This window comes from uncultured Alsobacter sp. (assembly GCF_945952055.1).
Taxonomy (GTDB): domain Bacteria; phylum Pseudomonadota; class Alphaproteobacteria; order Rhizobiales; family Beijerinckiaceae; genus Alsobacter.
Map to the genome: position 1 here is coordinate 1 of NZ_CAMFHB010000031.1, position 25,981 is coordinate 25,981.

At 70.2% G+C, this 25,981-nt stretch carries 24 protein-coding genes; 5 read left to right on the plus strand and 19 right to left on the minus strand.

Annotated features, from left to right (window positions below):
- Positions 1–343: 343 nt before the first annotated feature.
- The 15 genes from Q0Q47_RS20395 to Q0Q47_RS20465 all read right to left on the minus strand — a co-directional run bounded on the left by Q0Q47_RS20395 (position 344) and on the right by Q0Q47_RS20465 (position 18,575).
- Positions 344–1,798 carry a sulfatase-like hydrolase/transferase gene (locus tag Q0Q47_RS20395; protein WP_293863884.1) on the minus strand — a complete coding sequence of 485 codons (1,455 nt, stop codon included), beginning with the start codon at positions 1,796–1,798 and terminating at the stop codon, positions 344–346.
- Positions 1,799–1,949: 151 nt separating this feature from the next.
- Complete coding sequence (locus Q0Q47_RS20400) at positions 1,950–3,134, minus strand: amino acid aminotransferase (protein ID WP_293863887.1); 1,185 nt, start codon at positions 3,132–3,134, stop codon at positions 1,950–1,952.
- Between the two features lie 41 nt (positions 3,135–3,175).
- A complete protein-coding gene (hutH, locus tag Q0Q47_RS20405; RefSeq protein WP_293863891.1) occupies positions 3,176–4,789 on the minus strand; it encodes a histidine ammonia-lyase in 1,614 nt (537 codons plus the stop codon).
- A 59-nt stretch (positions 4,790–4,848) separates the two neighbouring features.
- Positions 4,849–6,117 (minus strand): Zn-dependent hydrolase, encoded by a 1,269-nt coding sequence (locus Q0Q47_RS20410; RefSeq protein ID WP_293863894.1) that lies wholly within the window; start codon positions 6,115–6,117, stop codon positions 4,849–4,851.
- Complete coding sequence (locus tag Q0Q47_RS20415) at positions 6,114–7,502, minus strand: amidohydrolase family protein (RefSeq protein WP_293863897.1); 1,389 nt, start codon at positions 7,500–7,502, stop codon at positions 6,114–6,116. The genes Q0Q47_RS20410 and Q0Q47_RS20415 overlap by 4 nt, the downstream gene beginning before the upstream one ends.
- A gap of 7 nt (positions 7,503–7,509) precedes the next feature.
- Complete coding sequence (locus Q0Q47_RS20420) at positions 7,510–8,007, minus strand: TIGR02444 family protein (RefSeq protein ID WP_293863900.1); 498 nt, start codon at positions 8,005–8,007, stop codon at positions 7,510–7,512.
- Entirely contained in the window at positions 8,004–9,035 is a 1,032-nt protein-coding gene (locus Q0Q47_RS20425; RefSeq protein ID WP_293863903.1) for an ABC transporter ATP-binding protein, read from the minus strand. The genes Q0Q47_RS20420 and Q0Q47_RS20425 overlap by 4 nt, the downstream gene beginning before the upstream one ends.
- Positions 9,032–10,060, minus strand: coding sequence for an ABC transporter ATP-binding protein (locus Q0Q47_RS20430; protein WP_293863906.1), 1,029 nt, complete (start codon positions 10,058–10,060; stop codon positions 9,032–9,034). Before Q0Q47_RS20430 ends, Q0Q47_RS20425 begins: the two co-directional genes overlap by 4 nt.
- Before the next feature lies 1 nt (position 10,061).
- Positions 10,062–10,967, minus strand: coding sequence for an ABC transporter permease (locus tag Q0Q47_RS20435; protein ID WP_293863908.1), 906 nt, complete (start codon positions 10,965–10,967; stop codon positions 10,062–10,064).
- Positions 10,964–11,926: an ABC transporter permease gene (locus Q0Q47_RS20440; protein WP_293863910.1), complete on the minus strand. Its 963-nt coding sequence runs from the start codon at positions 11,924–11,926 to the stop codon at positions 10,964–10,966. Before Q0Q47_RS20440 ends, Q0Q47_RS20435 begins: the two co-directional genes overlap by 4 nt.
- Before the next feature lie 43 nt (positions 11,927–11,969).
- The gene (locus Q0Q47_RS20445) at positions 11,970–12,902 is read right to left on the minus strand and encodes an isocitrate lyase/PEP mutase family protein (protein WP_293863912.1); all 933 of its coding nucleotides are present in this window, start codon (positions 12,900–12,902) and stop codon (positions 11,970–11,972) included.
- Between the two features lie 93 nt (positions 12,903–12,995).
- On the minus strand, positions 12,996–14,594 hold the full coding sequence (locus tag Q0Q47_RS20450; RefSeq protein ID WP_293863914.1) for an ABC transporter substrate-binding protein: 1,599 nt from the start codon (positions 14,592–14,594) through the stop codon (positions 12,996–12,998).
- 75 nt (positions 14,595–14,669) lie between these two features.
- The gene (locus Q0Q47_RS20455; RefSeq protein WP_293863917.1) at positions 14,670–15,245 is read right to left on the minus strand and encodes a UbiX family flavin prenyltransferase; all 576 of its coding nucleotides are present in this window, start codon (positions 15,243–15,245) and stop codon (positions 14,670–14,672) included.
- Positions 15,242–16,624 (minus strand): UbiD family decarboxylase, encoded by a 1,383-nt coding sequence (locus tag Q0Q47_RS20460; RefSeq protein WP_293863920.1) that lies wholly within the window; start codon positions 16,622–16,624, stop codon positions 15,242–15,244. The genes Q0Q47_RS20455 and Q0Q47_RS20460 overlap by 4 nt, the downstream gene beginning before the upstream one ends.
- A gap of 106 nt (positions 16,625–16,730) precedes the next feature.
- Positions 16,731–18,575, minus strand: a complete 1,845-nt coding sequence (locus tag Q0Q47_RS20465; protein WP_293863923.1) for a LysR family transcriptional regulator — start codon at positions 18,573–18,575, stop codon at positions 16,731–16,733.
- A gap of 132 nt (positions 18,576–18,707) precedes the next feature.
- Between Q0Q47_RS20465 and Q0Q47_RS20470 the strand changes: the two genes are divergently transcribed.
- Complete coding sequence (locus Q0Q47_RS20470; protein ID WP_293863926.1) at positions 18,708–18,962, plus strand: BrnA antitoxin family protein; 255 nt, start codon at positions 18,708–18,710, stop codon at positions 18,960–18,962.
- 16 nt (positions 18,963–18,978) lie between these two features.
- On the opposite strand, the gene Q0Q47_RS20475 is transcribed toward Q0Q47_RS20470, so the two are convergent.
- On the minus strand, positions 18,979–19,593 hold the full coding sequence (locus Q0Q47_RS20475) for a heme-binding protein (RefSeq protein ID WP_293863929.1): 615 nt from the start codon (positions 19,591–19,593) through the stop codon (positions 18,979–18,981).
- A gap of 93 nt (positions 19,594–19,686) precedes the next feature.
- On the minus strand, positions 19,687–20,238 hold the full coding sequence (locus tag Q0Q47_RS20480) for a dihydrofolate reductase family protein (protein ID WP_293863932.1): 552 nt from the start codon (positions 20,236–20,238) through the stop codon (positions 19,687–19,689).
- A gap of 107 nt (positions 20,239–20,345) precedes the next feature.
- Here Q0Q47_RS20480 and Q0Q47_RS20485 point away from each other — a divergent pair, with 107 nt between their 5' ends.
- Positions 20,346–21,143, plus strand: coding sequence for a YdcF family protein (locus Q0Q47_RS20485; RefSeq protein ID WP_293863935.1), 798 nt, complete (start codon positions 20,346–20,348; stop codon positions 21,141–21,143).
- Between the two features lie 117 nt (positions 21,144–21,260).
- Positions 21,261–21,923: a hypothetical protein gene (locus Q0Q47_RS20490; protein WP_293863938.1), complete on the plus strand. Its 663-nt coding sequence runs from the start codon at positions 21,261–21,263 to the stop codon at positions 21,921–21,923.
- Positions 21,924–21,969: 46 nt separating this feature from the next.
- Here the strand turns inward: Q0Q47_RS20490 and Q0Q47_RS20495 are convergent, their stop codons facing one another.
- The gene (locus Q0Q47_RS20495) at positions 21,970–22,809 is read right to left on the minus strand and encodes a flagellar motor protein MotB (RefSeq protein ID WP_293863941.1); all 840 of its coding nucleotides are present in this window, start codon (positions 22,807–22,809) and stop codon (positions 21,970–21,972) included.
- 22 nt (positions 22,810–22,831) lie between these two features.
- Complete coding sequence (gene motA, locus Q0Q47_RS20500; protein WP_293863944.1) at positions 22,832–23,695, minus strand: flagellar motor stator protein MotA; 864 nt, start codon at positions 23,693–23,695, stop codon at positions 22,832–22,834.
- Between the two features lie 611 nt (positions 23,696–24,306).
- On the opposite strand from motA, the gene Q0Q47_RS20505 reads away from it, so the two are divergent.
- A complete protein-coding gene (locus tag Q0Q47_RS20505) occupies positions 24,307–25,188 on the plus strand; it encodes a transporter substrate-binding domain-containing protein (RefSeq protein ID WP_293863947.1) in 882 nt (293 codons plus the stop codon).
- A 17-nt stretch (positions 25,189–25,205) separates the two neighbouring features.
- Positions 25,206–25,973, plus strand: coding sequence for an amino acid ABC transporter ATP-binding protein (locus Q0Q47_RS20510; RefSeq protein WP_293863950.1), 768 nt, complete (start codon positions 25,206–25,208; stop codon positions 25,971–25,973).
- Positions 25,974–25,981 lie beyond the last annotated feature (8 nt).

Below are 25,981 nucleotides of genomic sequence, written 5' to 3' on the forward strand. Positions count from 1 at the left end.
CCCCTGCGGGGGAGGGGGGAGCGCGCGCGGCGCGGGAGGGGGGGGGACGGTGCAGCAGGATTTGGCTCGACGACAGGGCCGGCCCCGGCGCATCCGCCTGGTTCTTCGCCGCGGTCCCCACCCGTCAGCCGCTTTGCGGCTCCCACCCTCCCCTGCAGGGGAGGGAAGGCGCCCTTCCTTCGAGCTCGAGTCAGATGCGTGAATCTAGAAGGGCTTCGGCCCGGGCATCCACGACTTCGGGGCGGCCCCGGCAAAGTCGTGGATCCTCGGGCCAAGCCCGAGGATGACGGCGCAGGGGTGGATGTGCAGCGGACCGAAGCCCGCCCTGCACCAACGGAGTCGTTCACGCGCTCTCGGGATGACGGGATTGGGGTCGGCTTCCGGAGTAGCGGGCCGCGTCCATGATGGCGCTCCACGGGTCGCCGTTCTCGTGCTGCCAGCGCGAGAGGCGGGCGGCGAGGTCCGCGACGACCGGCGCGAGGTCGTCGCGCCAGACGAGATTGACGCGTTCGTCCGGGTCGTTGTCCAGGTCGAAGAGCTGGTCGACGGCCGACCCCATGGTGGGGATCGGATGGCCGGGCGTCGTCGGCATCTCGAACAGGCTGCGCGGGTAGTAGCGGATCAGCTTCCAGCGGTCTGTCCTGATCATCCGCTGGCTGGTGCGGTAGGCGGCGCACAGGTGGTCGCGCTGCGCGGGCGCGTCGCCGGCGAGATGGCGGGCCAGCGAGACGCCGCGGCTGTCGCCTTCGACGGGCAGGCCGGCGAGATCCAGGATCGTGGCGCGCGTGTCGGCGTGCCAGACGAGGTGGGGGACGGTCGCGCCGGCGCGGACCCCTGGTCCGGCGACGATCAGCGGCACGTGGACGCTGTGCTCGTAGAGGTTCTGCTTGCCCATGAGGCCGTGCTGGCCCACCGCGAGGCCGTGGTCGGCGGTGTAGATGACGACGGTGTCGTCGAGGAGGCCGCGGCTCTCGGCCGCCTGCAGGATCGCGCCGATGCCCTCGTCCAGGTGCTGGATCATGCCGTAGTAGTCGGCGACCTGCTGCCGGATGTCCTCGGGCGGGCGCGGGATGGGCGCCAGCACCTCGTCGCGGACCAGCGCATCGCCCGTGTCGAAGGGATGGATCGGCATGAAGTTGCGCGGCAGGTTCACGGCCTCGGGCCGGACCTCGTGCCGGGGCGGCGGGGTCCGCGGATCGTGCGGCGCCGTGAACGCGACGTAGAGGCAGAACGGCTCGTCCCTGCGGGCCTGCGACAGGAACCGCACGGCGCTGTCGGCGAAGAGGTCGGTCGACAGGCCTTCCTCGAACCGCTTCGCCGCCGGCGGATAGGCACCGGTCGGATCGAAGTCGTGCAGCGGGACGCGGTCGTGATCGCTCATGCCGCCGAAGAAGATCCGGTCGGCGGAGCTGAACGAGCGCGCGAAGGCGGCGCGGTCGTTGTGCCACTTGCCGATGGCGTGCGTCGCGTAGCCGGCCTGCCGCAGCCGCTCGGGAAAGGTCTGCATGCCGGGCGGAAGGGTGAAGGAGGGCACCTCGCCCTGGCCGTCCGTGTAGTCGAAGGCCGTGGGGTCGAGCGTCGCCTCGTAGATGCTGCGCCCGGTCATCAGCGTGGCGCGGCTCGGGACGCACACGGCCGGATGCGTCGATCCCTGGCAGTAGGCGCGGGTGAAGTTCGTTCCGCGGCGGGCGAGCGCGTCGAGATGGGGCGTGGCGACCTCGCGGCAGCCGTTCGCGCCGATCGATTCCTGGCGGTGATCGTCGGCAATGATCACGATGAAGTTCGGACGGCGCGACATGGACGGCATCTCCCTCGGGCATCAGGCTTTTGCCGCCAGCATCCGAAGTGTGCGCCGTGGCCGCAATCCTTTTTCCGCGCCTGTCCCCCGCGCTACGCTCCCATGGAGCAAGGCGGGGGAGACGGTGGGACCGCCATCGGGCGTGCGTCGGTCACGCGGTGGTGGCGAGGACGGCCCTGGCGAAGCGCTCCACCTGGTCGTGGCGCAGCCCGGCGACGTTGATGCGGCTGTCCTCCACCATGTAGATCGCGTGCTCCTCGCGCAGGCGCCGGACCTGCTCCGGCGTGATGCCGACCATCGAGAACATGCCCTTGTCGGTGGCCAGGAAGCCGTGGTCGTCGCGGTTCGTGAGCCGCGCGAAGGCGGCGGCCAGCGCGTCGCGCAGGGACTGGACGCCGGTGCGCATGGCGTCGAGCTCGGCCCGCCACTGCGCCGCCAGCGCGGCATCCGACAGGACGGTGCGCACGATGGCCGAGCCGTGGTCCGGGGGCATGGAGTAGAGGATACGGTTGCGCACGGTCATGTGCTCGCGCGCGACCGCCGCCTCGTCCGCCGTGCGCGCCAGCGCGAACGCGGCGCCGGTGCGTTCGCGGTAGATGCCGAAGTTCTTGGAGCAGGACACCGCGACGACCATCTCCGGCACGATGGCCGCGAGCAGGCGGACGGCGAAGGCATCCTCCTCCAGTCCGTCGCCGAAGCCCAGGTAGGCGAGGTCGACGAACGGCATCAGCCCCCGTTCGGCCAGCAGCGCGGCGAGGCGCTGCCACTGGTCCCGCGTGAGGTCCGTGCCCGAGGGGTTGTGGCAGCAGCCATGGACCAGCACGACGTCGCCGGCCGGAACGGCGCCGAGATGGCCGATCAGGCCGTCGAAGTCGATGCCCCGATGGCCGCGGGCGAGGTAGGGGTAGGCCGAGATCGAGAGCCCGTTGTCCCGCAGGATGCTGCCGTGGTTCACCCAGGTGGGGTCCGGCACGTGCACGGTGGCGCCCGGTCGCGCGGCTGCCACGAGCCCCGCCAGCACCGACAGCGCGCCGCCGCCGCCGGTGGTCTGGACGCCGCGCAGCCGGTCCTTCGGGCGGCCGGCCCCGAACACGAGATCCGCCACGAGGTCGCAGAACACCGGGTCGCCGGCCGGTCCGAGATAGGTCTTGGTGGTCTCGGCCGCCAGCACCCGCCGTTCGGCTTCCTTCACGGCGGCGAGGATCGGCGTCGTCCCGCTGGCGTCGCGGTAGACGCCGACGCCGAGATCCATCTTCTCCGGGCGGGGGTCCTCGCGGAACATCGCCATGAGCGAGAGGATCTTGTCGGGCGGCGGCATCTGCAGGTGGTCGAGCATGGCGGTTCCCATTGCGCGCTGGAGTCGGTCGCCGACCGTCGTCAGGCGAGGGCGCCGACGCTGGCCTCGACCGCGTCGAGGAGGGCGCCCGAGCTTATCATGGCCAGCGCCGGCTTGATCTGCAGTTGCATGTAGTCGTCCGCCTGCTGGAACGGCAGCGCCGCCCGCAGCGCGTCATAGACGGCCTGGCTCCCGGCGCCGAGACGGAACTCGCCCAGCACGGGTTCTGTCAGGTAGATGGCGCGCGCCGCCATGAGCGCCTCGACGCCGAGGATCTTGGGCATGTTGTCGATGACCTGCCGGGCCTTGCGGCACGACCATGGGGCCATCGACACGTGGTCCTCCTGGCTGCTCTTGGTGGGGATCGTGTCGGCCACCGACGGAAAGGCCAGCGTCTTGTTCTCGGAGGCGACCGCGGCGGCCGAGGTCGCGATGATGCCGTAGCCGTAGTTGAGGCCGATCGGCTTGCCGGCGAGGTTCGGCGGCAGGCCATAGTTCAGCGTGGTGTCGTTGAGCGCGAAGAGGCGACGCTCCGAGATGTTGCCGATCTCGATCAGCGCGATCGCGAGGATGTCCATGGCGAAGGCCAGCGCCTCGCAGTGGAAGTTTCCGCCCGACAGGAATTCGAGCGCGCCGAGCTCGTTCCAGAACACCAGCGGGTTGTCGGTGGCCGCGTTCAGCTCGCGCGTCACCAGCGCCTTCACGTGGTCGAGCTGGTCGCGGCAGGTGCCGTGCACCTGCGGCATGCAGCGGAACGAGTACTGGTCCTGGACGCGGGCCGTGTGCGTGGGGTGGAGGATGTCGTCCTCCAGGTGCACGGCCCGCGCCGCTTCCGTCGTCCGGCGGCTGCCGGCGATGATCCTGCGCACGTTCGCGGCCGCCTGGATCTGGCCCGGCTGCTTGCGCACGGCGTGGATCCGCGGATCGTAGGCCGCCTGCTCGCCGCGGATCGCCTCGAGGCTCAGCGCGCAGGTGGTGTCGGCCATCTTCATCAGCCGCTCGGCATCGTGGCAGTTCAGCACGGCCATCGCCGCGCACAGGCTGTTGCCGTTGATGAGCGCCAGGCAGTCCTTGGCCTTGAGGTCGAAACGCACCGGCGAGATCCCGGCCCGGGACAGCGCCTCCGGCGCGCTCATCGTCTCGCCCTTGTAGACGGCCTGGGCGCCCTCGTAGCCGATCATCACCGACACCATGTGGGCGAGCGGGGCGAGGTCGCCGGACGCACCGACCGACCCCTGGATCGGGACGACGGGATGGACGCCGCGGTTGAGCATCTCGACCAGCCTGTCGACGACCTCCATGCGCAGGCCGGACACGCCGAGGCAGAAGGCGTTGATGCGCACCGCCATCATCGCCCGCACGATCTCCTCGGATGCCGGCTCGCCGAAGCCCGAGCAGTGCGACAGCACGATGTTGCGCTGGAACTGCTCGTTGTCGGCCTGGTCGATGGCGTAGCCCTTGAGCTTGCCGACGCCGGTGTTGAAGCCGTAGGTCGGCGGCGCGTTCTCCGTCAGCCAGTTCTCCTCGATGTAGGTCCGCACCTTCACGATCTCGGCGCGGGATGCGGGAGCGATGGCGACCGTGGCGCCGTCACGCGCGATGCGCACCACGTCGTCGATGGTGAGGGTTGCGCCGTCCAGGATGATGGGCTGCATGGGAGGTTCCTCCGGTCTGTCCGGGCCGCGGCCACGCCGCCGACCCGCGGGGTTCGGGCCTAGGCGTTGAAGGGGGGCGCGCTATCGCGCAGCACGAGGGCGCCGAGCAGCGCGTCGGCGGCGTCGGCGAGCGCGTCCGGATCGGTCCACTCGTCGGGGCAGTGGCTCTTGCCCTCGCGGGAGGGCGCAAACAGCATGGCGGACGGGGCGAACCGCGCCACGAAGGCGGCGTCGTGCCCGGCCCCCGAGGCCAAGGGGCGCGTGGCATGGCCGAGCCGTCCGGCGGCGGCGCGAATGATGGCCTGCAGGCCCTCGTCGCAGGGAACGGCCGTCGTCAGGCTGAGGGTCTCGATGCGCTCGACCGTGCAGCCCTCGGCCGCCGCGGCCGCGGCGGCGACGTCGTGCAGCGTGTCGACATAGCGTGCCATCGCCTCGTCGCGCTCCGCCCGGATGTCGACGATGGCCTCGGCCGCCCCGGGCACCACGTTGGCGCCGCCGGGCTCGACCCGCGTGACGCCGATGGTGGCCGTGAAATGGCCGTTGCCGCCGGCCCGGCGCGCCTCGTCGCGCACGGCGAGGGCGAACCGGGCGAGAGCCAGTCCGGCATCGCGGCGACCCGCCATCGGGACCGTTCCGGCATGGCCTGCGAGCCCGGCGAAGCGGACCCGGACCCGCCCGATCCCGACGATGGCCGACACGACGCCGACCGGAATGCCCTCGGTTTCGAGGACGGGGCCCTGCTCGATGTGCAATTCCAGGAACCCGGCGACGTCGGTCCGCCGGGCGGCGGAGAGCTCGGCCACCGATCCACCGACCCTGTCGATGGCGCTGGCCAGCGTCTCCCCGCCGGGACCGGTCAGGGCGAGTTCGCGCGGGCCGAGATCCCCGGCCATGCCGCGACTGCCGATGCAGGACAGGCCCCAGTCGCTGGGCTCCTCCGCCAGGAAATCGACCACCTCGATCGTGTGGCGCGGCACATGGCCGGCCGCGCGCATGGCCCGGACCGCGGCGAGGCTCGCCGCCACCCCGGCGATGCCGTCGAAGCGTCCTCCGCCGGGCACGGTGTCGCTATGCGATCCCGTCATCAGCACCGGCGTGGCCGCCTCCGCGGCCGGCCAGCGGCCGATCAGGTTGCCGGCCGGATCGATCCGGACGTCCAGCCCGGCCTGCGCGAAACGCTCAGTGAGCCAGGCGCGGCCCTCGAGGAACAGCGGCGTGAACGATCGGCGCGTCCAGGGCTGCGCCGGGTCGGTCAGGCGGGACAACGCCTCGATGTCGGCGTGGAACGCCGCCCGGTCGATGCGCAGCAGGGGCACCGTCTCGCTCACGCGGGCTGCCCCGACGCGGCGAGTTCGAGCGGGCGGGCGGCCTTCACGAAGCGGCCGTCGCCGGGCTCGGCCAGCACCTGCGTGCCGTCGAAGATGAGCCGTCCACGCTGGAAGGTCGCCACCGGGCGGTGGCGGATCAGCCGGCCCTCGTAGGGGCTCCAGTGCACGAAGTTGTGGCCGCTGGCCGCCGGGTCGTAGTGGTGCGGCCGTTCCGCGAGCACGGTGATGTCGGCATCGAGCCCCACCGCGAGAGCGCCCTTGCGGTCGGAGATGCGGAACAGCCGGGCCGGGTTGCCCGCGAGCAGGCGGGCGGCATGGGTGAGGGGCAGTCCGCGCTCGACGAGTCCATCGACGAGCAGGCTGGTCAGGACCTCCAGGCTCGGCATGCCGGAGGCGTTCTCCAGCATCACCGGCGAGGACTTGCGCGACAGGCTCCACGAGACGTGGTCCGTCGACACGATCGTCACGTTGCCGGCGGCGAGGTGCTCCCAGATCGCCTCGCGCTCCGCCCGGCTGCGGATCGGCGGGTTGCACTTGGCACGGCCCAGCATGCGCGAGACGTCGTCCTCCTCGCTGCACACCAGGTAGTGGATGCAGGCCTCGATGGTCGCCTCGACGCCCTGGTCCCGATAGGACTCGGCGAGCTCGTAGCCGCGTCCGACGGAGCAATGGACGATGTGCGAGCGGCATCCGGTGCCCGCGCCGATCTCGTAGACCTCGGCGATGGCCAGCGTCTCGGCGATCGCCGGGCGCGAGGCGCTGTGGGCCCGCCAGTCGGTCACTCCGCTCTCGGCCACCGCCCTGGACCAGGCCCGCACGCACTCGTCGTTCTCGTTGTGCACGCCCGCGACCAAGCCCGTCGCGGCCACGGCCGCGAAGGCCTCCACCAGCAGGGGCGTTGCGATCCGCGGGAAGCGGTCGGGATGGGTCTCGAAGGTCGAGAACTTGAAGCCGATCGCGCCCGCCTCCGCCATGGCCGGGATGTGGGTCACGCCGTCGGACGGACGGATGGTGCCGTAGAGCGCGAAGTCGACGCGGGCCTGCGCGGCCGCGCTTTCCGCCTTTTCGGTCAGGAGCTCGCCGGTGCAGATCAGGTTGCCGTCGTCATAGGGCATGTCGACGATCGTGGTGACGCCTCCGGCGGCAGCGGCCCGGGTGGACCAGATGAAATCCTCCTGGCCGGCCTGCGACCGGGAGTGGACCTGGCCGTCGATCGTGCCGGGCAGGACGTAGGCCTTGCCGAAGTCGAGCCGCTCCCGGGCCCCGGGCGCCGCGCCGCTGCCCACGGCCGCGATCTTGTCGCCGGCGATGGCGACGTAGCCGTTCTCGGTGACGCCCTCCTCGGTGACGACGGTTCCAGTGATGACGGTGTCGAAATCGGCCATGGTGTCCTCACGAGGCTCTGGAGGGGCGGGTCACGGACTGGGCGGCGTCACGCAGGGCCGCGAGGGCCCGGGCGGTCTCGTCGGGCGGCACCCCGAGGCGCGCCAGATAGGCGGGGGCGAGGCCGGGCGGTCCCGACAGCGGCTCGAACGTCTCGGCGAGCCGGGCCACCTCGAGCCGCTCGGCCTCGAGCTCGGACGCCTTGATGGCGGCGCGGAAGGTCTGCAGCTCCGGGGTCACGGCCCTGTCCTTCAGGTCCACCCTGATCCGCCGCAGCGGGACGACGGCCAGGGCGCGCCACTCGGCCGCCGCCGCCGTCAGCCGGTCGAAGTCGGCAGGTTCCAGGCCTTCCCCGGCCGCATCCGCGAGCGCGAAGAACAACAGAACCGGCACGTCCGCCTCGAACGCCTCCTGCAGGGCGAGACACAGCGGGCCGATGCCGGGCACGCCGTACAGCGCGACCATCCGGGACCAGGCCTGCCGGCAGAACGCGGATCTCGCGCTCATGACGCTCGCCTCGCGGATCCGGCGACAGCGGGAGCCGGTTCGTCGTGCGGAACGTGGCAGGCGGCGGACTGGCCTGACGGCATGGCCACGAGGCTCGGCTCGACCTCGGCGCAGAGCGCCATGGCCCGCGGGCAGCGGGTGCGGAACCGGCAGCCGGATGGCGGCGCCAGGCGCGACGGCATCTCGCCCGCGGGGCGGGCCGCCGGGGCGGAGCGCCACGCGGGGTCGGGAACCGGCACCGCCTCCAGCAGCATCCGCGTGTAGGGATGGGCAGGACGCCGGTAGATGGCATCGCCCGGCCCGATCTCGACGATGCGGCCCATGTAGAGCACGGCCACCCGGTCGCTGATGTTCCGCACGACGGCCAGGTCGTGGGAGATGAAGATCAGCGCCAGCCGACGGCTCTCGCGGATGTCCTGCAGCAGGTTGATGATGTGCGCCTGGACCGACACGTCGAGCGAGGCGACGGGCTCGTCGCACACGATCAGCCGGGGGCCGACGGCCAGCGCCCGGGCAATCGCGATGCGCTGGCACTGACCGCCGGAGAACTGGTGCGGCCGACGGCCCGCGACGCTCGCCAGGCTGAACCCGACGTCGCCCAGCGCCGCCTCGACCAGGCGCATCCGTTCGGCCCGCGGCACGCCCCGGATCTCGAGCCCTTCGCCGACGATGTCCTGCATCTCGCGGCGCGGGTTGAAGGAGGAGACCGGGTCCTGGAAGATCATCTGCAGCTCGGCGCGAGCCCGGCGCATGTCGCTGGCCGGCAGCGCCAGGATGTCGCGCCCCGCGTAGACGATCGAGCCCGTGACCTCGGTGTCGCCCTTCGGCAAAAGGCGCAGCAGGGCCCGGCCGATCGTGGTCTTGCCGCTGCCGGATTCGCCCACGAGCCCCAGCGTCTCGCCAGGCGCGACGTCGAGCGAGACGTCCTCGACGGCGTTGAACGCCCGTCCGCCCCGCCGGAAGGTCACCGTGAGGCGCTCGACGGAGAGCAGGGGGAAGGCCGCCGGCTTGGCCGCGGGAGCGCTCATGACGTGGCCTCCGCGCGGGCCGCGGTGGCGCCGGGCCCGGGAGCGGGCACGGGCACGAAACAGGCGAAGCCGTGCCGGCCGTCGGCGTCCAGCGTCATGCCGGGCATCTCTTGACGGCAGCGCTCCTCGGCAGCCGGGCAACGGGCCGCGAAGGGGCATCCCGCAGGCCTGTCCTGCGGATCCGGCGGCCGGCCCGGGATGGTGCGCAGGCGCGTGTGCGCCGGTTCGTCCATGCGCGGGACCGCCGACAGAAGCGCCTCGGTGTAGCGGTGGCGGGGGGCGGCGAAGACGCGCTCGGTCGGGCCGTATTCGACGACCCGGCCGCCATAGAGCACGAGCAGTTCGTCGGTTCGCGACGCCACGACGGCGAGGTTGTGCGTGACCAGGATCATCGACATGCGGCGCTGGCCCTGCAGGGCCTGCAGCAGGTCGAGGATGTCCTTCTGCACCGTCACGTCGAGGGCGGTCGTCGCCTCGTCGGCGATGAGGAGCTCCGGCTCGCAGGCCAGCGCGGTGGCGATCATGATGCGCTGCTTCATGCCTCCGGAGAACCGGTGCGGATACTCCGCGTAGCACTCCTGCGGGTCCGGAATGCCGACCTGCGACAGCAGCGCGATGGCCCTGGCGCGCGCCTCCGCCTTGCCGAGCCGCAGGTGCAGCCGGCTGGCCTCGTCGATCTGCCGTCCCACCCGCACGAACGGGTTGAGCGAGGTCATCGGGTTCTGGAAGACCATGCCGACCTTGCGGCCGAGCAGGGCGCGCTTGCGCGCCTCGGGCATGGCGACCATGTCCTCGCCATCGAGTCCGATCCGGCCCGCGACCGTGATGTCGGACGGCGTCAGGCCCATGATGCCCTTGATGAGCATCGACTTGCCGGCCCCGGACTCCCCGACGATGCCCAGCGCGGTGCGCCGCCCGAGCCGGAAGGTGACGTCCTTCAGGAGCGCCAGCGGGCCGCGCGACGTGGCGAGCGTGCACGACACGGCCTCGCAGTCCAGAAGGATGTCCTGGTCGCCGCCCGTCACGTCACAGGTTCCTGTTCCGGTCGTTGAGCCGGCGGGCGAGGCTGTCGCCGATGGTGTTCAGCGAATAGACCGTCAGCACGATCGCCAGGATCGGGCCCACCACGAGGAGCGGGAACCGGCTGAGCAGGTCCGTCGAGCTCGCGATCATGCCGCCCCAGCTGGGGGCAGGCGGCGGAATGCCGTAGCCCAGGAAGCTCAGCGATCCTTCGGTGATGATGAGACCGGCGACCAGCGGCGGCACGATGGCCGTCAGCGCGGGCACGAGGTTGGGCAGGATCTCCCGGGCGAGAATCCTGGCGTCGCTCGCGCCCATGGCGCGGGCGGCGAGCACGTAGTCGCGGTCGTTCTGCGCGATGACGCCGCCCTTGGCGATGCGGGCGTAGACGCCGATGTCGAGGATGCCCAGCGCCAGCATCATCGTCAGCACGGAGTTCCCCACGACCGCGATGAGCGCCAGGATGACGAGGATCGGCGGCAGCGAGGCCATGGTGTTGGCGTAGAGGTCGACCGCGCGCTCCACCGGCCCGCGATAGAACCCGGCCAGCATTCCGGCCGTCATGCCGATGGCGAGCGCGATGGCCGTGGCGACGGCCACGATGCCCAGCGTGGTGCGCGCCCCATGCAACACGCGCGACAGGATGCTGCGGCCCAGCGGGTCCGTCCCGAGCAGGCCGTTGAGCGACCATTCGGGCGGCTGGGAGAAGTCGCCATAGGGGAAGTTCGGCCGGGCGAGCCCCGGGATGACATCGACCAGCACCGCCGCGGCGATCAACAGGGCGACGAACCCGAACGCGAACCACTCGAAGCCCTTGAGCCGCGGCCAGCGCAGCCTCGCGGTGGCGGGCGCGGGCAGGGCGCTCGCGGCCTCCAAGTCCTGAGCCTTGATGTCCTGAGAGCGGGCCGTCATGCGACCTCCACCCGCGGGTCGATGAGCGCGTAGCCGAGGTCGACCAGCATGAACACCACGACGAAGATGACGACGGTGAGCGACAGGATGGCCTGCATCACCGGAAAATCGTGGCTGTTCACCGCGCTCAGCACGGTCCAGCCGATGCCGGGCACGGCGAAGTAGCTCTCGACGATGAAGGAGCCGCCCAGCAGGTAGGTCATGGAGAGCCCCATGACCGTCAGCACCTGGGGCATGGCCGCGCGGAAGGCATGGCGCAGCATGATGGTGTGCGTCGGCAGGCCCTTGGCCCGGGCGACCAGGACGTAGTCCTCCTGGAGCACGGAGACGAACTCCGCGCGCGACACGCGGTAGAACGACGCCGCCTGGTGGACGCTGAGGCACAGCACGGGCAGGGCCGCGCTCTTCAGGTTGCCCAGCGGGTCTTCGGCGAAGCGCACCCAGCCCGTCGCGGGCAGCCAGCGCAGCACGATGGCGAAGAGGAACCCCAGCACCACCACCGTCACGAAGGTCGGGATCGAGAGCATCACCGAGGTGACGGCGAGCAGGGCCTTGTCGATGGCGCCGCCCGGCCGGCTGGCCGTGACCATCGCCAGCGGCACGCCGACGAGGAGCGAAAGCCCCATCGCCAGGAAGGCGATCTCGAAGGTGACGGCGGCGCGGTCGAACAGCAGCCCCGCGACGGGCTGCTGGCTGTAGAGCGTCAGCCCCAGGTCGCCGCGGACGAGCTTGCCCAGCCACAGAAGGTAGCGCTCGATCACCGGCAGGTTGTAGCCGTACTGCGCGTTGAGGCTCGCGATCTGCTCGGGCGTCGCGTTCTCGCCCAGGATTAGCTGGGCGGCGGAGCCGGGCGCCAGGCTCGAGAGCGCGGTCGCGGCGAAGGTGACGACCAGGAACACGGGAACGCCGGCCGCCAGCCGGCGGGCGGCTGCCTTCAGGTAGGGATGGTCGCTGGCCATCGGCGTCCGGCTCTCCTGCGCGTCTGCGGAAGCGGCCCCGTCGTCAGAGCTTCTTCCACTCCTCCTCGGCGTCGAGCCAGCCGCGGTCGCGCTCCAGCGCGGCCTTCTGCTCCGCCTTGGTCATCCCGCCCATGGTGTGCTCGTCGGCATAGCGCGTGCTGCGGTCGGCGAAGACCCGCTTGCCGTAGTCCATCATGCCGTACATCGAGCCCTTCTCGAGATAGTGCATGGTGACGAGGTTGAAGCCGAGGGCCGCGATGTCGTCGAGTTCGACGAACGGCACGCCGTTCACCGTCGCCACGTCGCCGAACATCTTCCAGCCGGGCAGAGCCGCGGCCACCTTCTTGCACTCGTCGAGGGTGCGCAGCGCATGGACGTAGGTCATCTCGCAGCCGAGTTCGGCGGCCTTGACGCAGCGCTCGATGGCATCGTCGAGGCCCTTCTCGAGCTTGGATTCCGTGCGGGCGATGACCACGCAATCGGTCCCGGCGCAGGCGTCGAGCGCGGCCTTGAGCTTGGCCAGCCAGAGCTCCTGGGAAATGACCTCGTGCGGCACGTTGCCGTCGACCTTGCCCTCGAGCGTGGCCTTCTCCATCGCCCTGCCGAAGCGCGCGAAGCCGCGCTCGTTGGGCGTGTCCTCGAGCAGGATGGCGGCGGCCCCGGCCTTGGCCAGGCGGCGACAGGTCCTGTAGGCCTGCACCACGTCGCCGAAGCAGTCGTCGGCGTCGATGATCAGCGGCAGCGGCGAATAGTCGGAGATCCGGTCGGTGGCCCAGACCAGCTCCTCCTGGTTGTGCAGGCCGAGATCGGGGACGCCCGACATGCTGAAGCCGAGCGACGCGCCGCTGAGCAGGATGGCCTTGAAGCCGGCCATCTCGGCCGCCTTGGCGGAGTAGCAGTCCCACACGCAGGGCGTGAAGACCTGTCCCTGGGCCATGACCTCACGGAAGGTCGTCTTCGGCTGTCGGTCGAACATGGAATCCTCGTTCCGGGCGTCAGGCCGCGGCCGGCGCCCCGCTGGCGGGCAGAAGGGCCGCCCCGGCACGGTGCGCCGGGGCGGGATGATCGGTCACTTCACGCAGACGTCGGGGCAGACGAACAGGAACTGCTTCTGCAGGATGCCGCCGTTGGAGGGCACCACGCCGCCGGTGTTGTTGCGCACCAGCAGGAAGCGGGTCTCCTCGCCGAAGATGTAGAAGGGGTACTCGGTCGCCACGAGCTTCTGGACCTTGGCGTAGGCCGCCTTGATCCCGGCGGGGTCGACCGTCGAGTTGGCCTCCGCCAGGGCGGCGTCCATGGCGTCGCTCTTGTACTGCCCCCAGTTGAACGAGCCCTTGGAGCTCATCAGGTTGGAGATGACAGGCTCGGCGCCGTTCGACACGACCACGCCGCCCTCGAAGCAGACGTCGAAGTCGAGCTGCGTCTTGCACCGTGTCGGATGGTTGGCCTGCTCGACCTCGACCAGGGTCGCCTTGACGTTGTCGTAGGCGCTGAGGACCTGCTGGACATAGGCGCCCAGGCGCTTCAGGTCGGAGTTCGTGTAGGTCACGACCTTGATGTCGAAGGGCTTGCCGTCGGCCTTGAGGGCGTTGAACAGCTCCTGCGCCTTCTTCGGATCGGCCGCGGGCAACGCGTAGGCCGGGTCGAACCAGGGCGAGGCCTCGCCGAAGAAGCTCTTCGGGGGCTTGTAGCCGCCGGTCTGGGTCAGCGCCTGCATCAGGCGGGCCCGGTCGATGGCGAGATAGAAGGCCTCGCGGGCGCGCACGTCGGTGAAGGGTCCCTTCACCTGGTTGAAATAGGCGCGGTAGATGCCGCGCATCGGCACTTTCACCGTGCCGACGCCGGGCGCGGTCGCGTTGTTGCCGAACTGGAACATGTAGCCCGCCATCATCGTGGCGCCGCCCTGGACGACGGTGGCGATGCGGCTGTTGGTCTCCGGGATGACGGCGAACTTCAGCGTCTCCAGATAAGGCCTGGGCTGGTCCCAGTATTTTGGGTTGCGGGTCAGCGTCATGCCGACCCCCTGGTTCCAGGTCTGCAGCACGAAGGCGCCGGCGCCGACGGGCTTGATGTCCGTCTTCTTCTCGGCGGCCTTCAGGGCGGCCGGCGAGGCGATGAACGGCGCCAGTTCGGCGACCTGCGCGGCGAAGTTGGCGTTGGCGGTCGGCAGCTTGACCGTGAGGGTCAGGGGATCGACGACGCTGATGCCCTTGTTCCAGGACGACACCCAGCCCTGCGTCGGGGCGAGCGTCGCGGGGTCGGCCGCGCGGTCCCAGTTGAACTTCACCGCGTCCGCGTCATAGGCGCTGCCGTCGGAGAAGGTCACGCCCTTGCGCAGCTTCAGCGTCCAGTTGACGGCATCCGTGCTGGTGAGGCTCTCGGCCATGCCGCCGGTCACCTTGCCCTCGGTGTCGATGTACACGAGGAAGCCGTAGACGCTGTCGAGCACGTCCATCGGGCCGCCGGGGAAGGTGCCGCTCGTCACCGCCGGATCCCAGCTCGTGATGTCCGAGCCGTTGATGATCGTCATCGTGCCGCCGCTGACGGGCGCCGGTGTCTGCGCTCCGGCCCGCGTCGCGAGCCCCGGCGCGGCGGCCAGCGCCAGCAGCAGCGATCCGCCGAGGACGGCGAGGCGCGAGCGGCGTGAGGTCTTCATGCGGTACATCATCGAACCGGATCTCCTTCAATGCGCCATTCGCGGCCGTTGCGGGTTCATCGGTGCGGGCGACTGACCCGCGCCGGGTCAGTCTCGTGGGTCTTCCGTCCAGCGACGCACCGCGTGGTGGCGGATGCCGAACTGGTCGAGGGCCCGGCCCACCGTCTGGTCGACAATGTCCTGGATGGTGCGGGGCTTCGTGTAGAAGGACGGCACCGGCGGCATGATCACGGCCCCCGAGCGCGTCGCACGCTCCATCAGGTCGATGTGGCCGGCATGCAGCGGCGTCTCGCGCACCATCAGCACCAGCTTGCGCCGTTCCTTGAGGCAGACGTCCGCCGCGCGCACGATGAGGTCGTCGGCAAAGCAGTTGGCGATCCCGCTGAGCGTTTTGATCGAGCACGGCGCCACCAGCATCCCCTCGCACAGGAAGGAGCCCGAGGCGATCGAGGCGCCGATGTCGCCATGGCTGTGCACCCGGTGAGCCAGCGCGCGGATCTCGTCGCCGTTGCGGCCGACGTCCTCCTCGAGCGCCGTGCGCACGGCCGCCGGCGACATGACCAGATGGGTCTCGACGTCGTCGATGTCGCGCAGCATCTCGAGGGCGCGGATGCCGTAGACGACGCCCGAAGCTCCGGTGATGCCGACGATGAGCCGCCTCACGGCAGAAGCTCCGGGCGGAGACGGCCGATGAGCTCGCGCATGCGCCCGTAGGAGCCCGGAGGGGGCAGGGCGCGGTCGAAGCCTTCCTTGCGGTCGCCCGCGCGGCAGGTGGCGTCGTATCCGACCTTTGCGATCGTGCCGCCGGCTTCCTGCGGTTCGGAGCGGTCGGCCGGCATCTGGTCGACGATCAGGATGTCGCGGTCGGCGCGCATCCGCGCCATCTTCGCCCATGCCACCGCCTCGGGATCCCAGGGGTCGATGTCGGTGTCGACGACGGTCACGTTCTTGACGATGCTGACCGCGCCCCAGCAGATCGCCATCGCGCGCCGCGCCTGTCCGGGGCGGGGCGCCGCGATCTGCACGACCACGTCCGTCCGTCCGGACCCGGCCATGGTCACGGCGACCTCGCCGACGTTGAGGATGGAGCGGCCGATGGCGGCGCGCAGACCGGCGGCGATCGGCACTGCGCCGAGCAGCAGGTGTTCGGCGTGATAGCCCGGCTCGATGACCTGCAGCATGGCATCGCGCCGTGACGTCATGCACTGGAAGCTGGCGCGCACGCCCGAGCCGTAGTCCTCGTACATGCCGTGGTATTCCGAGACGAGACCTTCGACGATGGGCTCGTTCCCGTGGATCAGGCCTTCCAGCACGATCTCCGCGTCGGCGGGGACGCACAGGTCGAGCGTCCTGCACCGGGTGAGCCGAACCGGCGCGCCCAGCAGGGCACCGGCGCAGTGCATTTCGTCATCGCCCAGGCCGAGATAGAGGCACGCCGCCAGCTGGATCGCCGGGTGGGCGCCGAGCACGACGGCGAAGGGGAAGGGCTGCCCTTTCTCGGCGGCCCGGCGCGACAGGATCCCGAGGTGGTGGTTCGGCGCGATGCCGATCATCACCTCGTTGGGGCCGAGCACCTTCATCCGGGCGTAGGACGCGTTGCCCCGGCCCGTCTCCGGGTCCTTCGCCACGATCAGGCCCGCGGTGATGTAGGGCCCGGTTTCCTTGTCGAAGAAGGTCGGGACCGGCAGGGTGGTCAGGATGTCGTGGCGACGCTCCACCTCCTGCACCGGCGCGGCGTCCACCATGACCGGCGCGACGGGGTTGGCGATGGCGTCGAGAAGGCGGCTCTGGATCCGGTCCTTCGGGACGCCCAGGGCCTCGGCGATCCGCTCGCGGCTCGAGAGCAGCCCGCCGAACGCCGGCATGGCGTAGCCCTTGATCCTGTTGAACCGGACCGCGGCCGCGGCGTCCACGAGCGACAGCGCGGCGGAGAGATCGTGGACCGGATCGACCTCGTCGTCGATGACCAGCAGTTCGCCCCGGCGGTCGAAGTCGGCGAGCATCGTACGGCAGGACTGGTCTTCGCGGCCTGCCTTCGACATCGCGGTCCCCTTCGCCCGGCCTCATGGCCACCCGGGAACTATCCGTCGGCCGTCGGTGGACCGGAAATAGGAAGTGGACAAACGCGGGATAGGAAAAATCGAATGGTCAAGCCGCAGGCTTGCCGAAGGCGGCGACCAGCGCCGTGACGATTGCGCGCTCCGCGGCCGAGAGGCTGCGCTCGGCCGAGAAGATCACGGAGAGCTTGCCCGTGACGACGTCTTCCGCGATGGCGGTGGCGGTCAGCCGGCCGTCGCCCACGTCCTGCTGGACGGAGGAGACCGGGAGCACGGTGCAGATCGGCGCCCGCCGCACCATGGCGATGGCGAGCGGCAGGGAGCCGACCTCCATGACCGGGGCGACCGGCAGGCGCCTGGAGCGGGCCGCCTCCAGGAAGAGCTGGTGGATGCTGAGTTCGCGCGGACCCAGCACCAACGGCAGCGCGCAGACCTCCGCCAGCGTGATCTCCGGCCGTTCGGCCAGGCCCAGCGCCGGGTTGGCGATGAGGCTCAGGCGCTCGCTGCGCCCCAGCGCGATGCGGGCCAGCGGCGGCCGCGGAGCTCCCACCACGGCCAGGTTCAACTGCCCGGCCCTGACGCTCTCGTGCAGGGCCGCGTTGCTGGCCTCCACGACATGCAGCCGCCACTCGGGGTGGGCCAGGCGCACCTGCGTGAGGGCCTCGGCGATCCTGGCCGTCATCGCGCTGTCGTGCCCGGAACTCGGCAGCGTCCCGAGCGACACCGTCGCCTGCGTGTGGGCGGCGATGTCGCGGGCACTGCGGACGATGGCGTCGAGGCGGTCTTCCAGCAGCACCGTCAGCGGCAGGATCCGCCGGCCCGCGGCGGTGGCCTTGGCCCCGTCGCGGCGGCGGTCGAACAGCGTCCGCCCCAGCGCCGTTTCCATCTTCATGATCTGGGAGGACATGGATGGCTGCGTGACGCGGGCATGCCGGGCTGCCGACGACACCCCGCCCGAACGCTGGATCAGGTTGAAATAGTGGATCTGCCGCGCCGTGAGGCGAGGTACGAAGACCGCGTTGGCCTGTTCGCGCCGCAGCGCCTCGCCCAACAGGTCCAGGAACCGCCCGGCCACGGCTGCGTCCGGGCCGCGGACGCGGGCGACGATCCTGCTGGCGAGGGGGGGATCGAGCAGGGCCTGGTGCAGCCGCACCACGCCGAGCCGATCGGCGACCATGCTGCCGGGCAGCAGGAAGCGGGCGTGGGGCGCCTGCGCGACGAGATCGGCGAGGTCGGCGGGATGCCCATCCTGACGCCGCAGGGTTCCGGCGAAGCCGTGGGTCGCGGCGTGATCCAGGATCGTGTCGATCAGGGTCGTTCGCAGGTCCAGGACCACGAGGGCCCGCGACGGATCGGACGCGTCCCGGTCCGCGGCGCCGACCGAGACCCACAAGTCGTCGAGCAGGGTCCAGCCATCCGGGCCCGAGGCATCCGCCGGACTGTCCGCCACGCCGCCATAGCCGATGTCGATCACCGTGTCCGCGTCGCGGGGGTCGTCGGCCGGATCGCCCCCCGGGCCGTCCATCCGGTCGAGGAAGACCGGCCTGAACTCGGCGAAGGGGTCTTCCCGGGCCATCGCGGCCAAGGCGCCATGGAGCGCGCGCGTGATCCGTCCCAAGGTGAAGCTGAGGTCGAGGCGCACGAGGATGGGACGTCGCTCGCCCGGATCCAGGTCCGTGGCGCCGGCCAACTTCGCTTCCGCCTGGAGCACCTCCATGGCGCGGTGAAAGAGCCAGAACCCCGCGGGCAGCGGGGCCAGGTGGCCGCCCTTGCGCGCGAACAGGCTGAGCTGCAGCTCCGATTCCAGCGCCCGCAGGCCCGTGCTGAGGGCCGACGGCGTCACGTCCAGCGCGCGCGCCGTCTCGGAGATCGTCGGGTTCTGGCAGGCGGCAACGAATTGCGCGAGTTGCCGGAGCTCGATGCGATGCGCGACCATGGCTTCTGGCTAGCACATTCGACGCCTGGCGGCACCGCTGTAGCCGGGTGGGCCGGTCCGATGCCCGATCCGCAGCGTTCTCAGGGGTGCGGGGAGGCTGTATCGAGGATGCCAACCGCGGGAGAGATTCGCATGGCCAACCCACCCATCCGCCGCCGTCCCACCGATGCCCGGTCGGTTGCCGAAGCCGTGTTCAAGCCGGTCGCGCCCAAGGGGCCGGAACCCGCGCAGGCTCCGGCCAGGAGCGCCATCCCCGTCGCAAAGGAGCAGGTGACGATCAAGCTCGACGGCGACGTGCTGGCCCACTTCCAGGAGGACGGGCCCGGCTGGCAGGAGCGCATCAACGCTGCGCTGCGCCAGCATATGGCGCGCTCTTCGGGAGAGTGAGCGCCGGGCCGGCCCGTCAGCGCACCGGAACGAGCACCTCGTTGCGGCGCAGGAACGGCAGTGTCCAGGGCGGGTCGTAATAGGCGAAGACCGCCGGGCCCGTCGGCGTGAGCTTGCGCTTGGCGATCCAGTCGTCGAGCTGCCGTTCCTGGTCGGCCAGGGACGTGTCGGTGGCCAGGCCCGAGAAGCGCACCGCGGCGATGCGCCGCGCCGGCATCTCCGCCAGATGGACCCGGGCGTCCTTCGGCTTGGGCATCGTCGCCAGCCGGGACCCCGCCGGCATGATGAAGCGCACCGTCCAGTTGCCTTTGCCGCCCTGCTGCGTCACCGGCGCCGTCATCGCGATGCGCTGGCCGGCCTCCTGGGTCACGGGCGCGGTCATGGCGATCGACGTGCCCGGCACGTTGGCGCCGAAGATGTAGGCCGCGAGGCTGCGGAAGCCCTCGTTCACGGCCGCGTCCCTGTCGCCTTCGACCCGCACTTCGGCCACCACGGCCGGTTCGTAGGCCCGCAGCTCGAACTTGTCCTGCTGGTCGACGACCCGGTATTTGGCCTGCTCGGTCTCGGCGTGCACGCCGACGACCGAGCCGAGGAGCGCGGTGGCGGCGCCGATGGCGCGAACTAGTCCCATGATCCTGTCTCCGCTCACACCCGTCTACGTCGGCAAGGCAAGCCGCGGATCAGCCTGGGGGTTCCATCCCTTCGGAAGGCCCCGGGATCAGTCCTACCGCCGGTAGTGCATCGCGACCGCGCCGTTGCGCAGCGGCGTCGCCGAGACGAGGTGGAGCCGACGGGTCGCAGGCAACCCGCCTTGGTGGAGGGTCGGGCCGTGCCCGGCGAGCCGCGGGTGGATGAGGAACCTGTACTCGTCGATCAGGTCCAGCCGGTCCAGCGCGGTGGCCAGCGCGGCGCCGCACAGGAGCACGCCCGCCGGCGTCGCGTCCTTGAGCCGCTGCACGCCCGTTCGCAGGTCGCCGGAGACGGCGTGGCTGTTCGTCCAGGGGAAGTCCGTCCGCGTCGTCGACACCACGTGCTTCGGCTTGGCTTCGAGCTTCTCGGCCCACTCGCGGATCGCCGGCTGCGCCGGCACCTCGCCGCGCGCCACGGCCGGCCAGTAGCTCTCCATCATCTCGTAGGTGACCCGGCCCCACAGCGTCGCGCCCGCTTCGTCCATCAGGGCGGTGAAGAGCGCATGCGTTTCATCGTCGGCGATCCCCTCCCGATGGTCGATACAGCCGTCCAGGGTGAGATTGAGGGTGAAGGTGAGATGTCCCATTCGGCGAACCTATGCGATGCGCAGGGGAGGGGATAGAACCGGGCCTGACGCTGGGAGGCGCCTGACTGGCCACCCCACCCGACCATCCCGAACGAGAGAACGCGCGCGTGTCGACGAAGTTCGGACTCCGCCGGGACCTGGTTCCCGCAGCCAACATCGTGGCGGACTTTCTCGCGCTCGACGACGTGGGGGGCGCTCCGGCCAAGGCCGCCTTCGACATGGTGATCCTCGCCGGGAACGCCATCCTGTCCACGGCGACAGCCGCCTTCGCCGTGGCCCGGGAAAAGGGTGTGCCGGTGCTGGTCACGGGTGGGGTGGGTCACTCGACCTCGCTGCTCCACGAGGCCGTCGCCGGCGCCTACCCCGACGTTCCGGTGCAGGGAAGGACCGAGGCGGACATCCTGCGCGAGGTCGCGATCCGCTTTGGCGGGCTCGACCCCGGGCAGGTCGTCGTCGAGCCCGCATCGACGAACTGCGGCGAGAACGCCGCCTTCAGCCTGCGCCGCCTTCAGGATCTCGCGCTGCGGCCCCGCAGCGTCCTGCTGGTGCAGGATCCCCTGATGCAGCGGCGGACGGATGCGTCCTTCCGCCGGGCCTGGCGCGACGCCCCGTGGCCGACGGCGTTCCTGAACTGGCCCACCTTCCGGCCGAGCCTCGCCTGGACGGACGGCGAGGTCCGCTTCGGCGCGCAGTGCCCGAGACCGCTCTGGTCGGGCCAGCGCTTCCTGTCTCTCCTGCTGGGCGAGGTTCCGCGCCTGCGCGACGACGAGCGGGGATACGGACCGCTGGGCACGGGCTTCATCGTTCACGTCGACATTCCCGCTGACGTCGAGGTCGCCTACGGGCGGCTGAGCGCTTACTTCGCCGATGACGCGCCGGCGCTGTCCCGGCGCATCGGCCGGTGAACGCTCCGGCGGAAACAAACCGTAACGATCCGCCCCTTTGTCTCGAACGAGCCGTCGTCTTGGCGCCTCAAACCGGCGGCCATAACCGTGCCCGAGTGTTCAACCGGGGCCGTGACGATGATGGACTTTCGAACCGTTCTGCAGGCGGGCACCGCGTTCTTCTGGAAGGTGGCCGGCCACGCCGCCACCTCCGTGGTCACGGCGCTGTGTGCCGCGCTGGTGACGAACGCGGTGATCCGGAAGGAGGATCCGGCCCCATCCCCGTTGCCTGTCGCCCAGGACACGAGGCCGCTGGCCTCGGCCGCGCCCACGGCTCCGCCCGCATGGGGCGGGCAGCGGTCGCCGGCGTCCCCGGACGCCCTCGCCGGGCTGGGGCTCACGCCCGTGGAGCCCGCGCACGCCTTCCCCCTGGACGGCGCCCCGACCTTCCAGCCCTCCCTGTCGAGGCCCTTCGTGGCGTTGGCGGGCAGCACCTGGGCCGAGGCGCGGTCGGACGGCCTCGTCAGGGTCGCCGACGACGCGCCGGCGCAACCCCGCAAGCCCACCCCGCGGGTCGCCGCGAAGCCGGCAAAACCGGCCATGGACATGGAACCGGTGGTGGCCCGGGCCTCCGTGCCGGCCGACGAGCCGGTCCCGACGCCGCCGCCTTCCGCAGCACGCCGCATTTTCGGCGTCGAGGTTCCCCCGATTGTTCCCCCGGTCCTCGCCACCGTCGACCGCGCCGTGTCCGGCGTGACGTCGATGGCCTCGAACCTGACCCGGCTGGCCGGGCTGCCGTGAGGGGACGTGACTGGGAGTGTCGTGGCCGCCCGCGAACGGACGGCCGTCAGCGCAGGCCGGTCGGGGGCACCGGCGGCGCCTCGTTGATCAGCGTGATCGTGACGCGCTGGTTCGCCGAGAGATACGGGTTGTCCGGGAAGACCGGCTCGGTGTCGGCACGGCCGGCCACGAAGGTGAAGCGGTCGTTGGGGAACCCGGCGCCCACCAGGATCTCGCGCACGGAGAGCGCGCGCCCGGCGGTGAGGCCCCATGAATCGGCGATCCGGGGTGAGCCCGGACGCGCGACGGCCGTGTGACCGGTGACGGACAGGCGGCTGTTCAGCCGGCGAAGGGTGGGCGCGAGCTTCTCCAGGACGATGCGGGTCCGCTCGTTGGGGTTGACGGAGCCGTCGGGGAACATGGCGCGGCCGTCCTGGTCCATCAGGGACACGTTGACGCCGTCCTTGGTCGGCTCGACCACGATGTTGCGCGACAGCTCGGCATATTCGGGCATGCTCTGGAGCGCCTGCCTGAGGCTCGCGGCGGCCGTCTGGTTGGCCTGGCCCCCGGCGGCCGTGCGGATGGCGTCGCGCTCGTTCTCGCGGCCGGACCCCGCCATCGGGTTGTCCTTGATGTCCGACGCCTTGCTGCCCGCCTTGTCGATGGTCGTGCCCATCAGGATGCCGCCGGAGCCGCTCGTCGTGGGGCTGATGTTCGGCGGCGAGAAGTAGTTCGCCAGGCCGATCTTCTGCTCCTTCGTGGTCATGCTGATCAGCCACATCAGCAGGAAGAACGCCATCATGGCGGTGACGAAGTCCGCATACGCGATCTTCCAGGCCCCGCCATGGTGGGCATGGGCGGCCTTCTTCACCTTCTTGATGATGATCGGCTGTTCAGACTTGGCCATCGTGGTCCTGCTGGCGATCGGGTCAGACCGTGGCGGGCAGGGCGGCGGTCGCCGCTTCCACTTCGCTGAAGGTCGGGCGGACTTCGCTGAACAGGGCCTTGCGGGCGAACTCGACCGACATCACCGGCGGCTGGCCGCTGATGTGGGCGAGAAGGCCGGCCTTGAGCGAGAGGAAGTACTTCGACTCCGCCTCGAAGGTGCTCTTCAGCGAGGCCGCCATGGGGGCAAAGAAGCCGTAGGCGACGAACACGCCGAAGAAGGTGCCGACGAGCGCGCCGCCGATGAGGTGACCCAGCACCTCCGGCGGCTCCGAAATGGCACCCATCGTCTTGATGACGCCGAGCACGGCGGCGACGATGCCCAGCGCCGGCGTGCCGTCGGCGAGCGACTGCATGGCGGAGACGAGACGCTCCTGCTCCTGGTGGTGCGTCTCGAGTTCCTCGTCCATCAGCGCTTCGATCTCGTGGACGTTGTCCGCGCCCATCGTGAGCATGCGCATGTAGTCGCAGACGAACTCGACGGCGTGGTGGTCACCCGCGAAGGTCGGGAAGGCGTTGAACAGCGTCGACTCGTGCGGGTTCTCGATGTGCGGCTCGATGGCCGTGATGCCCTTGGTCTTGGCGAGCTTGTACAGCGCGAACTGCATCGCCAGCAGTTCGACGTAGCAATCCTGCTTGTACTTGGAGCCCTTGAACAGCGTGCCGAACATCTTGGGCACGCCCTTGAGCACCGGCCCGGGGTTGCCGATGATGAACGCACCGATCGCCGCGCCCAGGATGATGACGAACTCGAACGGCTGCCAGAGCACCTCGAGATGGCCGCCCATGGCCGCGTAGCTGCCCAGGACGCAGACGAAGACGATGATGGTGCCGACGATCAGCTTCATAACACGCCACCCTTGCGCCGCTGCCGCTACAGCCCCGGCGAAGCCACTCTTTGGCCCAAGGGAATGACCGATCGAGATTAAGGGCGAGTATAGAGCCCCGCGCCAGCATGCTTTCCAAGCAGTAACGCTTGGGCTGGGAGGCGGGTCAACGAACGACCGGAGCCGGCCCCGAAGTGGACCGCAGCGCTTGCGCGGCCACGTCGATCGCCGATCTCGGATTGAGCCGCAACGCCTGAAGCCGCGGTTTACCATGTCCTGCGTCGCGGCGTCTCAGTCACGTCGCGATCAGGGATTTGCGCCCCGCGTCCTCGTGGCGCGCACCCCGTGCGGTGCGTGACCCCGGGGGGCAGGGATGCGAAAGACAAGGCCAAGCTGCAGGGAGCCGTGGGCGCAGCCGGCTCGGGACAGCGCAAGCTTAGCCGCAATGCGGACCCTGTACTCGTGATCCTTAGGCGAGATCATGTGATCAAAGTTCGCGTGATCGGGTAGCCACCGGCGTAGATCTTGCTAGCATCCACACTGCAGGGAGCCGGAGGGCTTCGGTCGGGGTCGAAGCACGAATGAGTCGGTCGCCGCGACGGCGATCGCGGAGCGGGACGGGAGCACACTCAATGGCTGTGAAGACTATTCTGGCGCGTGTACTGTTTGCCGGAGCTTTGGCGATGGGCACCTTCGGCGGCGCCCAGGCGCAGGACGCCGATCACCCCAAGGACAAGAAGCTCACGGTCGGCCTGGACATCGGTTACGCACCCTGGGCCATGCGGGCGCCGGATGGCACGGTCGAGGGCTTCCAGGTCGACATGCTCAACGAGATCGCCCGGCGCGTCGGGCGCCCCGGCGTCGAGTTCATCGATGCCAATTTCTCGGCGATCTTCGCCGGGCTGTTCGCCAAGCGCTACGAGATGATCGGCTCGCCGATCGCGATCACCAAGGAGAGGGCCGAGCAGATGGCCTTCACCGAGAGCTGGCGCACCGGCGGCAATGCGTTCACGACGTTGCTGAACGAGCCCGACATCACCGCGCCGGAGATGCTCAAGGGCAAGGTCGTGGCCACGAACAGCGGCAGCGTGGCCGACGCCTGGCTCACGGCCAATGCCGAGAAGTACGGCTTCACCGTGCAGAAATACGACAAGGACACGGATGCCCAGCAGGCCGTGCTCGTCGGCCGGGCCTATGCGTCGCTCGCCGATCTCGCCCGCAGCGAATACGCCGCCGGGCTCAACAAGAAGACGAAGGTGTCGCCCTACATCGTGGCCGGAGCCGGCGCCGAGGTGGGCCTCGTCGTGCGCAAGGACGATCGCGCCTTTCTCGAGCAGCTCGAAGGCGCCCTCGAATGCATGAAGAAGGACGGCACCTTCAAGAAGATCAACATGAAGTGGTTCAAGAACGAGGGGGATCCAAACTCCTCGATGAACAAGATTTATCCTGGCATCGGTCCGGTCGGCTTCCCGGGATACGATCCTGCCCCGACCTTTGCTCCGAAGTGCTCGTGACACCGAACGCTGCAGTCATGAGCATGCCGCATGCGGTGCCCGCAACGTCGGGCCCGCTTCTCACGATCGAGAACCTCAGCAAGCGCTTCGGCCCGCTGATGGTTCTCGACGACGTCTCGCTCACGGTGGCCGAGCGGGAGGTGATTGCCATCATCGGTCCGTCCGGCTCCGGCAAGTCGACGCTGTTGCGTTGCGTGAACCGGCTGGAGGAACCGGCGTCCGGGCGCGTCATGCTGGGCGACGTGGAGGTCACCGCGCGGGGCGCCAAGCTCAACGCCATCCGCCGGGACATCGGCCTGGTGTTCCAGAACTTCAACCTCTACCCGCACCTCAAGGCCCGCGACAACGTCTCGCTCGCCCTGCGCAAGGTGATCGGCCTGTCCAGGGAGGCTGCGCGCCTGCAGGCCGAGGCTGCCCTGACGGCGGTGGGCCTGGAGATGAAGTTCGACGCCTATCCGGGCGAACTCTCCGGTGGCCAGCAGCAGCGCGTGGGAATTGCGCGGGCGATGGCGCTCAATCCGCGGCTCATGATGTTCGATGAGCCGACCTCGGCCCTCGATCCGGAACTCGTCGCTGGCGTTCTGGGAGTCATCAAGGACATGAAGGCCCGGGGCATGACGATGCTCGTCGTGACGCACGAAATGGGGTTCGCGCGCGAGGTCGCCGACCGCGTGATCTTCATGGACCGCGGCAAGATCGTCGAGCAGGGACACCCGTCGCGGATCTTCGGCCAGCCCGAAAGTCCGCGTCTGCGCGAGTTCCTCGCCAGCGTTCTGGGCCGCTGAAGTCCCCG